Consider the following 10,903-nt stretch of genomic DNA (forward strand, 5'->3'; position numbering starts at 1 on the left):
GCCATAAGTGATTTAACTACAGGAGTAGCTTCACCGTTAGTTACAGGAATAATAGCACCGATAACGCCCATAGGTTTAGCATATGTTTCCATACCCATTTTTTCATCTACATCTATAAGACCAACAGATTTTTGCCCCTTCATTTGATAATATGCACCTTTAACTTTACCATACATTTTTAGTTCTTTGTCTTTAGGAACACCCATATTAGATTCTTCAACAAGCATTTCACCAAACTTAAGAGCTACTTCAGGTTTGGTTAAAGCATAAGCAACGGCAGCTGTAAGTTGGTCAACTTTTTCCTGAGTGAAACCTTCAGCAATTTCTTGAGCGGCTTTAGCTTTTTTTACTAGTGTTGCCACATATTCTGCATAATTAATAGACATTTTTATATTCCTCCTTAAAATAATTTATAACTTTGATTATGTAATTGTATTTTTATATTGTATTTTACAGTTACAATTACATAAATTGCAATAGCTGTGCCAAAGTAAATAATAAAGTTTTAAATGAAATATAAAGTTTAATAATAATAATTAATGAAATGTGAAAAGCTTTGAAATTAAAGGATTTTAACGAGAAGAAAAAAATTGAAAAGAATAGTAAAAACTATATGTTTTAGAATTTTTAGAAGAACATGTACAAAAAATCGATACAAAAATGAATCGAAATCTATAAAAAATATATATAATTTAATAAAAAGTCTGAAAATTATGTAGTTTTCAGAAAAGATACAAAAATGTATCGGTGATACTATTTTGTATCACCGATTAAAACTTTGTGCTTTTGGAGTTTTCTAACTACGGTAGGCTGACTGATTCCAAGCATTTTTGCCATTGCTCTTGTAGACTTGCATTGCTCTAATGACTTTACAAGTATTTCTTTTTCTGCTGTATCCAATAGTTCTTTTAGATTAGAAATTTTATGGACTGTAATGTCTTTTTCTTGGTATTGCCTTGTTTCTTCGAGAATAAATGAAGGTAAATTTTCAGGGAGTATAACATTACCTTTAGTTGTTATTACTAATCTTTCTATCAAATTTTGCAATTCCCTAATATTACCTGGCCATGAATATTTCATCAATATAGCTAATGCAGCGGAATCCAATTCTTTATGTTCTTTAAATTTTTTATTTTGTTTATTTAAAGTCATTTTAATTAAAGGAATAATATCTTCCAATCGTTCTCTTAATGGAGGAACACTAATGGGAACCACATTAAGTCTATAATATAAATCTTCTCGAAATTGACCTGATTGTACTAAGGAAATAAGATCCTTATTTGTTGCGGATACAATTCTCACATCAACAGGTATATTTGTAATACCACCTATTTTTGTAATCTCTTTTTCCTGAATTACCTGAAGTAATTTTACTTGCATTTTCAAAGGTAATTCTGATATTTCATCCAGAAAGATTGTCCCTTTTTGAGCTACTTCAAACAGACCTTTTTTACCTTCGTTTTTAGAGCCGGTAAAAGCTCCTCTTTCATATCCAAAGAGCTCTGATTCAATGAGGTTTTCCGGAATGGCACCGCAATTTACGGTAACAAAAGGGTGTGCTTTTCGATTGCCATTTTCGTGCAGTAATTTTGCAATAACACCTTTTCCTACTCCTGATTCACCTGTAATTAGTACAGTTGAATCTACATTTGCTAATCTTTTTGTTAATTGAATTACATTATACATTGAACGGCTTGTAAACACTACATTATCATAGAATAAATTTTCTTGGGTTTTTAGTCCATGAATTGTATTTTGTGCATCTTCCAATGCATTTTGTAAATTAATAAGTTCTGTTATATCATTGGATGTAGTAATTATTTTAGTCATATTACCTTCTTTATCCATAATTGGTATTCCTGTTGTGAGAAGTCTTTTACCATCTTTGTTTTCATGTATAATGTTTACTTCTTTTTTTTGTTCCATAACAAGTAAGGCAACAGAAGGTGTAAAAATGCCTGAACGTTCTAGGTAAGAGACATGCTTGCCAATAATATCTGCTCTTTTTATTTTATATAGTTCTTCACTTGCTTTATTAACCCATATGGTGTAACCTTGTGCATCGTCTATGAATATAGCATCACTTATACTATCTAAGATTGGGACTAGTTCATCAATTGAAAGCGTTGCTAAGTTTTTCTTAGTATTAGGCATATTTTACCTCCTATTATTTTATTAACTTATTGCGGGAATTTTAGGTAATATATAAAAATGTAATTTAAAATATATTTTTTCTATATTATATAATATATTTTATAAACAGTCGACTGGCTTTTAATTAAGAATACTTTATACATTAATTATCTATGTAATATAAACTGACATTCAAAAGAATATAAATTGTTAGTAGAGATTTCACATTGTTAATAGAATTTAATGAGTAATTTTTAGTCTTGTATATAAAACAAAATTATTTGTATATACATATATTATAATTCAAATTTTACATAAAATCATATATTTTATGTAAAAAGGTAATTGAAGAAATTCAAACTTTTTATTTTCATAGTTTTTATATTTAAATTATATAAGGTAGTGGAATTTTTGCATATTTGAGTTATAATAATTTTTAAATTATTAGTAAAATATATTTACAAAAAATATTAAAAAATTAAGAGTGCCATTATCATAAATAAATCATAAATTATTAGTATTATTATAAAAAATACTTGACACATATTTATTGAAATGTTATCATAATTTAGTAATAAAGAAGAAGTTATCCGCTTCTCACCTTAGGGCAAAAGCTACTTAGGTTAATAAGACTAAGAAAACCAAATAGGTTTGTTTTATTGCAGCGGGTATTCTACCCGCTTTTTTAGTATTTTTAGGAGGTGCCAGACATTAGTAAGGAAAATCAAATCAACGAAGAAATTCGTGACAAGGAAGTAAGAGTTATAGGTAGCGATGGAGAACAATTGGGGATTATGAGCATAGACAAGGCCATGAATTTAGCTATTGAAAGTAAGCTGGATTTGGTTAATATTGCCCCAATGGCAAAGCCACCGGTTTGTAAGATTCTTGATTACGGAAAATACAGATATGAGCTTCAGAAAAAAGAAAAAGAAGCTAAGAAAAAGCAAAAGATTACTCAGGTTAAGGAAATTCGCTTAAGTACGTTTATTGAAGAACATGATCTTACCGTAAAAGCTAACAATGCTACTAAATTCTTAAAAGAAGGAGATAAAGTTAAGGTAAGTTTAAGATTTAAGGGAAGAGAAAGAGACTATATCAGCAAAGGTCAAGCTGTTATGGCTAAATTTGCTGAGATTATTTCGGAAATGGGAGTAGTAGAAAAGAAACCAGAGTTTGAAGGAAGAAGTTTGATTATGATTTTAGCACCGAAAATTGATAAATAACATTTGGAGGAAACGATTAAAATGGCGAAAAATAAGATGAAATCCCATAGAGGAGCAATGAAAAGATTTAAGTTAACTGGTTCTGGAAAAGTAAAGAGAAACAAGGCATATAAAAGCCATATTCTTACTAAAAAGAGCGCTAAGAGAAAAAGAGGCTTAAGAAAGGCTACTACTTTAACAAGTGCAGACCTAAAAAGAATTAAATCAGTATTAAGCAAGTAAGAGAAATTTGGAGGTAAGATAAAATGGCAAGAGTAAAAAAAGGATTAAATGCTAGAAAAAGACATAAGAAAATATTAAAACAGGCAAAAGGTTTCTATGGAGCTAAAAGTAAAATTTTTAGAGCTGCTAACCCTGCTGTTATGAGATCTCTTCGTTCTGCATATGTAGGAAGAAAAAATAAGAAGAGAGAATATAGAAGACTTTGGATTGCAAGAATTAATGCAGCAGCTAGAATGAATGGAATTTCATATAGTAAGATGATGAATGGTCTTAAGTTATCTGGAGTTGAAATTAACAGAAAGATGCTTTCAGAAATGGCAGTTTATGATGCTGCAGGATTTAAAGAGCTAGTTGAGACAGCAAAGAAGGCTGTGAAATAAAAACAAATCGACATTACGTTTTGACATAATTCGCCCCCCTTTCAGTCTATAATCTAAAATGGATTATACAAGAAAGGGGGTTTTTTTATGTGGTAATTTATGCGGAATATCTTTTTTTAGAAAATTTTATTATTGGAATGATAATACTGATTTTAACGAGTAAAATTTGTGGGATAAAACCTAAAAAAGTATTTCTTGTATTAGGTGGAGTCTTGTGTGGGATTTATTCGTTTACTATATTTTTCGAGGATATGTCTAATTTTTTAGCAGTAGTATCTAAGTTAGCGTTTTCGGGACTTGTAGTAGTACTTGTATTTTGGCCTGGTAGAGTTAAGCTCTTTGGAAAAATAATACTGATTTTTTATATTGTCAGTTTTGCGATGGGTGGGATTACCATTGGAGCTATGTATTTTTTCGGAGCAGAAGGGGTAACAAATAATAGTTCTACATATATTTCAGGACCAACTTACATAAATGTAGCTTTTGGATGTTTTTTAACCTATTTAGCAATGAGTGGGCTTGCATCTTTTCTTAAGGGGCGATTATTAAATGATAAAACCATAAGACAAGTGGAAATTTTTTTAAATGAAAAGGTAATTGTGGTTAATGGACTTGTAGACACAGGAAACTTTCTTAGAGATCCTATTTCGGGCAAGCCAGTATCTATTATTTCTAAGAGGATAGCTGTTAAAATATTACCGGAAGATATTGTTGATTTAATAACCAAAGATATTATGTGGGATATGGTTTACAAAAAAATTATGGAGACAGAATTTTGTGGGAGATTAAAACTTATTCCTTTTCATTCTGTGGGGAAGAATGAGGGGATGCTTATTGGTTTTAGGTCGGACAGTATGATTATAAAAGACAAACAGGGGGAAAGAAAAATGGACGGAGCTATTTTAGCGATTAGTCAAGAACACTTTGCAAGGGGAAGCAAAGAATTTGAATATGACTTGCTGTTAAACAGAGAGGTATTGGAAGGGGGTATTGCATGTGATGTATAAGACAATTTTATATAGATTACTTTTACTGCTTAGAGGTAAAAATCCTGAGGGAGTATTTTATATAGGAGGAAGTGATGTTTTGCCACCTCCTTTAGAGCCAGAGGAAGAAAAATTTTTTTTAGATCAGCTGGTGAATAATGATCCGGATGCGAGAACGGTTCTTATCGAACGAAATCTTAGATTAGTCGTATACATTGCAAAGAAGTTTGAAAATGCAGGTGTTAATATAGAAGATTTAATTTCTATTGGAACGATTGGATTAATTAAAGCTGTAAATACTTTTAATCCTGAAAAAAATATTAAATTAGCTACATATGCATCAAGATGTATTGAAAATGAGATATTGATGTACTTACGCAGAAATAATAAAACAAAAGGAGAGATTTCCTTTGATGAACCTCTGAATGTGGATTGGGACGGAAATGAACTTTTATTATCAGATATATTGGGGACTGATAATGATATAGTTTATAATCACATAGAAGAGGAAGTAAATCGTAATTTGCTTGTATATGCACTTGAAAAGCTTACAAAGAGGGAAAGGCAGCTCATGGAGATGAGGTTTGGCCTTATAAGCGGTATGGAAATGACTCAAAAAGAAGTAGCAGATGAGATGGGAATTTCACAATCTTATATTTCAAGATTAGAAAAAAAGATTATAACCAGACTTAGAAAAGAAATAAAAAAGCTAGGCTAAAAAACAAAATATACGGAATAAAATATACCTCTTTCGTTAAAAATAAGGTATACGCAAAATGATTTGCTTAAGGGGGCAAAACAGGAAAGCGGAGGTCCTTATTTATGGCTAGCAAAGTTGAAATCTGTGGTGTAAATACATCTAAGCTGCCGGTCTATAAAGATGCTGAAATGAAGCGAATGATAGAACAGATAAAAGGGGGAGATACAAAGGTTAGGGACGAATTTATAAAAGGAAATCTCCGGCTTGTGCTAAGTGTGATACAGCGTTTTAACAATAGGGGAGAAAATCCTGATGATTTATTTCAAGTAGGTTGTATTGGTCTTATAAAAGCATTAGATAATTTTGATACTTCTCATGGTGTGAGATTTTCCACATATGCAGTACCTATGATAATTGGGGAAATAAGAAGGTATTTAAGAGATAACAATGCTATAAGAGTAAGCCGATCTTTAAGGGATATGGCATATAAAGCACTTCAAGTTAAAGAAAAATTATCCAGAAAACTTCAAAGAGAACCAACTGTAAGTGAAATTGCAAAAGACCTTGAAGTTGATAGAGAAGAAGTTGTTTTGGCATTAGATTCGATTCAAGACCCTATTTCGTTATTTGAGCCTGTTTTTCATGATGATGGAGATGCTATTTATGTAATGGATCAAGTGAAAGATACTAAAAATACAGATTCCAAGTGGATAGAAAATATATCTCTTTCCGAAGCAATGAAAAAATTATCGGGTCGTGAAAAACATATTTTAACTATGAGATTTTTTGAGGGAAAAACCCAGATGGAAGTGGCTGATGAAATTGGAATCAGTCAAGCTCAAGTTAGCAGACTTGAAAAAAATGCATTAAAATATATGAGAAAATATGTATAGGATGTAAAAGTAAAAGGACAAATAATTTATTTGTCCTTTTGTATGTTTTGCTAAATCTATGTTATTATATAATAGTTCAAAATAAAAAATGAAAGTGCGGGAACTTGATTGAAATTAATTATTGCAGAAAAACCAAGTGTGGCAGCAGAAATTTCCAAAGTAATGGGATCTACAAAAAAACATAATGGATTTTATTCCGGTACTGAATATTTAGTATCGTGGTGTGTAGGCCATTTAATAGAGACAGTAATGCCTGAAAATTATAAAGAAGAATATAGAAAATGGAGAATTTTTGATCTGCCTATAATACCAGATGAATGGAAATATAGAGTATCGGAAGGTGTAAAGTCGCAATTTAATATTGTAAAATCACTTATGGAGAGAAAAGATGTTGAAGAGCTCATATGTGCAACTGATGCTGGTCGTGAAGGAGAATTAATCTTTAGATTAGTATATAATCAAGTAGGGTGTAAGAAAGTTTTTAAGAGACTATGGATCAGTTCAATGGAAACAAAAGCTATTAAGGATGGATTTGATAAGCTTAAAAACGGTAGTGATTATGACAGATTATATGATGCAGCCCTTTGCAGGCTTCAAGCTGATTGGCTTGTAGGTATAAATTTTTCCAGACTTTTTGCATGTATGTCAAATAAACCTTTAAATGTAGGACGAGTTCAAACTCCTACGGTTAATTTAATTGTTGAGAGACAAAAGGCTATAGATAACTTTGAATCAAAGCCATTTTACATAATGAATGCTGAGTGCAATTATGACGGGTATATTTTTAATGCATCTAAAAGAGTTGAGGATAAAGAAGAAAGCAATAAGATTATAGAAAAGTGTAATGGTAAAAATGCTGTGGTAAAGTCCATGAATAAAACTTTAGTGAAGGAAAATCCTTCAGCACTTTACGATCTTACAACGTTGCAAAGAGAAGCAAATAAAATGCTGGGATTATCAGCACAACAAACTTTAGATGCAGCACAAAATTTATATGAAAAGAAACTTATAACTTATCCAAGAACAGATAGCAGATATTTAACTTCTGACATGGATCAAAGTTCAAAGGCTATTTTAAAATCTTTAATAAATGCATCATTTATCAATAAAAAGACTATAGATATTTACAATTTAAATATCACTGATTTTGACAGATTAATAAATGATAAGAAAGTAACGGATCATCATGCCATTATTCCTACAATAGAAGCATGTAAAGCATCAGATAAATTATCAAAAAATGAGTTTTGTATATTATTGCTTATCATATATAAATTTTTAACGGCAGTATATATTCCATATGAATATATAAAGACTGAATTAATTTTAGATATTGAAGGAGAAGAATTTAAAGTTACAGGCAGGCAAATCTCTGAAATGGGATTTAAAGAAATTTCATCTCATTTAACTGATTTGCTAAAAGAAATAAAAAAAGAAGAGAAAAAAAAGAAAAAAAAGAAAAATACAGAGGAAAAAGAAGAAGAAATTATTCCTCCCTTATCAGAAGGACAGGTTATTGAGAATGTAGTAGTTACTTCAAAAGAAAAAAGTACAAAACCTCCAAAACCTTATACTGAAGATACATTACTTTCAGCTATGGAAAATGCAATGAAAACTTTGGAAGATGAAGAATTGCGTAAAGAAGTGGCTGGAGCCGGGCTTGGAACACCTGCTACCAGGGCAGGAATTATTGAACGCATTATTAAAACAGGATTTGTAGAAAGAAAAGGTAAAAATCTTATTCCCACAAATAAGGCATATGAAATTATCGATGTTGTACCCGAAAAAGTTAAAAGTGCTGTTTTAACAGCAGAATGGGAACAAAAATTAGAGCAGATATATAAAAGTGAATTAACAGGCAAAGAGTTTATTTCTGATATTGAAGTTTTTGTAAAAGAATTGATAGGAAATTATAAAGATAATTATGCAGAAAACGGTAAGGAAATTATTGGGAAATGTCCTAGGTGCGGAAAAAATATCTTTGAAGGAAAGACAAATTATTATTGTGAGTCGGGCAGGGAATGTAATTTTGTTATATGGAAAAATGATAAATTTTTTACAAGCAAGAGGAAACCCCTTACAAAGCCTATGGTAAAAGCTTTTTTATTAAAGGGAAGGATAAAAGCAGTAGGACTTTATTCAGAAAAAAAGGATAAAACATATTCGGCTTACATATTCATGCATGATACCGGGCAATATGTGAATTTTAAACTATATTTCCCGGAAAATAAATAAATTTTATTTGTTATTTAATATGATAAAGCATATTTATAATTAGATATAATTTAAGTTTGTAAGCCATTATTCATGTTAATAAAAATTTTTAAGTATTTTAAAACGATTATTACAAATAAAAAATAATTTTTAGAATCTGTTGCATTTGCAACAGATTTATTACTTTTTTTATATTATTGTTAAAGCATAAGTTAGAAATAATAAAAATTTAAAAATAATATTTAGGAGGTAATAATATGTCAAATATGTTTTGTTTTCAATGTGAACAAACGGCAAAGGGAAGTGGATGTCAAGGATGTATGGGGGTATGTGGTAAAACTGAGGAGGTTTCTAATATTCAAGATGAACTTACAGGGGCTTTAATAGAGCTTGCCAAGAAAATTGAAGGGGGAGCTTTAGCTGACTCTCAAACTCATAAAATTATGATTGAGGGATTATTTACAACAGTTACAAATGTAAACTTTGACAGAGATGCGGTTTTAAAGCAAATGGATAAAACTAAAAAAGTTAGTAACAATGATAATAATGAAAATTTTGATATGAGATTGATTTGGAATGATGATGAGGACATAAGGTCGTTGAAATCATTAATTTTATTCGGGCTTAGAGGTATGGCTGCATATGCATATCATGCTTTAGTATTAGGATATTCAGATGAAGAAGTGAATAACTTTTTCTATAAAGGAATGTATGCGGTTGGATATGAAAATGATACCGATAAACTTTTAGAGTTTGTACTTAAAACCGGTGAAGTCAATTTAAAATGTATGGCTCTTTTAGACAAGGCTAATACGGATACTTATGGAACTCCTGAGCCTACAAAAGTAACAATGAAGATAGAAAAAGGTCCTTTTATAGTTATCTCTGGACATGATTTATATGATTTGTATTTACTATTAGAGCAAACCAAAGATAAGGGAATTAATGTTTATACACACAGTGAAATGCTTCCGGCTCACGCTTATCCAAAACTTAAAGAGTATCCTCACTTAAAAGGCAATTTTGGTACCGCGTGGCAAAATCAGCAGAAGGAATTTGATAATATTCCTGCACCAGTTTTATTTACTACAAATTGTTTAATGCCTGTAAAAGAAAGTTATTCTGACAGAGTTTTTACAACTGAAGTTGTGGCATATCCTCAGATGATGCATATAGGAAGTGATAAGGACTTTACCCCTGTAATTGAGAAAGCATTGGAACTTGGTGGTTATGATGAAGATAAAGTGTTTACAGGAATTAATGGAGGAACTACACTTACAACTGGTTTCGCAAGAGGTACAGTATTATCAGTAGCAGATAAGGTTGTTGAAGCTGTTAAGAATGGAGATATAAAGCATTTCTTTTTAGTAGGAGGCTGTGACGGAGCAAAACCAGGCAGAAATTATTATACTGATTTTGTAAAGAAAGCACCTGATGATTCTGTTATATTGACTCTTGCTTGTGGTAAATACAGATTTAACGATTTGAATATCGGAGAAATCGGAGGCTTACCAAGGATAATGGACATGGGTCAATGCAATGATGCCTATAGTGCAATTCAAGTGGCAGTAGCACTTTCAAAAGCATTTGAGTGCGGAGTGAATGATTTGCCTCTTACATTGGTACTTTCCTGGTACGAACAAAAAGCAGTCTGTATTTTGCTTTCACTTCTTGCCCTTGGCATTAAAAATATATATCTGGGACCTACACTTCCGGCATTTGTATCAAAAAATGTTTTGGATATCTTGGTGAAAAACTATAATATTTCACCTATATCAACGCCAGAAGAAGATTTAAAAAAGATACTTGGATAAAAAGATAAAAAAGGGGCTGTAAAATAAGTCTCTAAAAAAATCCATCATCATCGGAGATAATTTCGATGATGATGGATTTTTAATTTTTATAGTGCTTTCAATATATATCATTGAAAAATGAGTGCACAAAATAAGGAGTTATCTTTTTGAAGGCTATTTTTCGATTTCTATTATGCCACCAATGCAACTCGATTTCGCTTATTGTAATATTTATATAAGTTGTAACCACAAGAAATTAAAGTAAGTTCAAGAATTACTCCTTTAAGTCCTCTCCTAAATAGTCTTTTGTAAGACCTGTTCCATTTTATTATTCCAAAAGTTCCCTCTGATTGAAT

Annotated in this window: 10 protein-coding genes, 1 pseudogene and 1 other annotated feature; of the genes and pseudogenes, 8 read left to right on the plus strand and 3 right to left on the minus strand. The window is 30.8% G+C overall.

What is annotated here, in order from left to right; all coding sequences use genetic code 11:
• Together K292_RS17140 and K292_RS17145 are read right to left on the minus strand one after the other, a co-directional pair.
• Positions 1-386 (minus strand): annotated as a pseudogene (locus K292_RS17140) (hypothetical protein); the annotation flags it as partial.
• 367 nt (positions 387-753) lie between these two features.
• Positions 754-2,154 (minus strand): sigma-54 interaction domain-containing protein, encoded by a 1,401-nt coding sequence (locus K292_RS17145; protein WP_051280721.1) that lies wholly within the window; start codon positions 2,152-2,154, stop codon positions 754-756.
• A 550-nt stretch (positions 2,155-2,704) separates the two neighbouring features.
• Positions 2,705-2,828, plus strand: a sequence feature (ribosomal protein L20 leader region).
• Between the two features lie 6 nt (positions 2,829-2,834).
• Here K292_RS17145 and infC point away from each other — a divergent pair.
• From infC to hcp, 8 genes are all read left to right on the plus strand, one after another.
• Complete coding sequence (gene infC, locus K292_RS17150) at positions 2,835-3,359, plus strand: translation initiation factor IF-3 (protein ID WP_037373196.1); 525 nt, start codon at positions 2,835-2,837, stop codon at positions 3,357-3,359.
• Positions 3,360-3,380: 21 nt separating this feature from the next.
• Positions 3,381-3,581, plus strand: a complete 201-nt coding sequence (gene rpmI, locus K292_RS0112425) for a 50S ribosomal protein L35 (protein ID WP_027400094.1) — start codon at positions 3,381-3,383, stop codon at positions 3,579-3,581.
• A 23-nt stretch (positions 3,582-3,604) separates the two neighbouring features.
• Complete coding sequence (gene rplT / locus K292_RS0112430) at positions 3,605-3,961, plus strand: 50S ribosomal protein L20 (protein ID WP_027400095.1); 357 nt, start codon at positions 3,605-3,607, stop codon at positions 3,959-3,961.
• Positions 3,962-4,050: 89 nt separating this feature from the next.
• Complete coding sequence (locus K292_RS0112435; RefSeq protein WP_027400096.1) at positions 4,051-4,968, plus strand: sigma-E processing peptidase SpoIIGA; 918 nt, start codon at positions 4,051-4,053, stop codon at positions 4,966-4,968.
• A complete protein-coding gene (gene sigE, locus K292_RS0112440; RefSeq protein WP_037373197.1) occupies positions 4,961-5,665 on the plus strand; it encodes an RNA polymerase sporulation sigma factor SigE in 705 nt (234 codons plus the stop codon). The genes K292_RS0112435 and sigE overlap by 8 nt, the downstream gene beginning before the upstream one ends.
• A gap of 104 nt (positions 5,666-5,769) precedes the next feature.
• On the plus strand, positions 5,770-6,540 hold the full coding sequence (gene sigG / locus K292_RS0112445; protein WP_027400098.1) for an RNA polymerase sporulation sigma factor SigG: 771 nt from the start codon (positions 5,770-5,772) through the stop codon (positions 6,538-6,540).
• 108 nt (positions 6,541-6,648) lie between these two features.
• Positions 6,649-8,775 (plus strand): DNA topoisomerase 3, encoded by a 2,127-nt coding sequence (locus K292_RS0112450; RefSeq protein ID WP_027400099.1) that lies wholly within the window; start codon positions 6,649-6,651, stop codon positions 8,773-8,775.
• A gap of 236 nt (positions 8,776-9,011) precedes the next feature.
• Entirely contained in the window at positions 9,012-10,568 is a 1,557-nt protein-coding gene (gene hcp, locus K292_RS0112455) for a hydroxylamine reductase (RefSeq protein ID WP_027400100.1), read from the plus strand.
• 170 nt (positions 10,569-10,738) lie between these two features.
• Here hcp and K292_RS19595 read toward each other — a convergent pair whose 3' ends face one another.
• A complete protein-coding gene (locus K292_RS19595) occupies positions 10,739-10,903 on the minus strand; it encodes a transposase (protein ID WP_281168556.1) in 165 nt (54 codons plus the stop codon).

It is taken from the genome of Anaerovorax odorimutans DSM 5092 (assembly GCF_000426305.1).
Classification (GTDB): Bacteria; Bacillota; Clostridia; order Peptostreptococcales; family Anaerovoracaceae; genus Anaerovorax; species Anaerovorax odorimutans.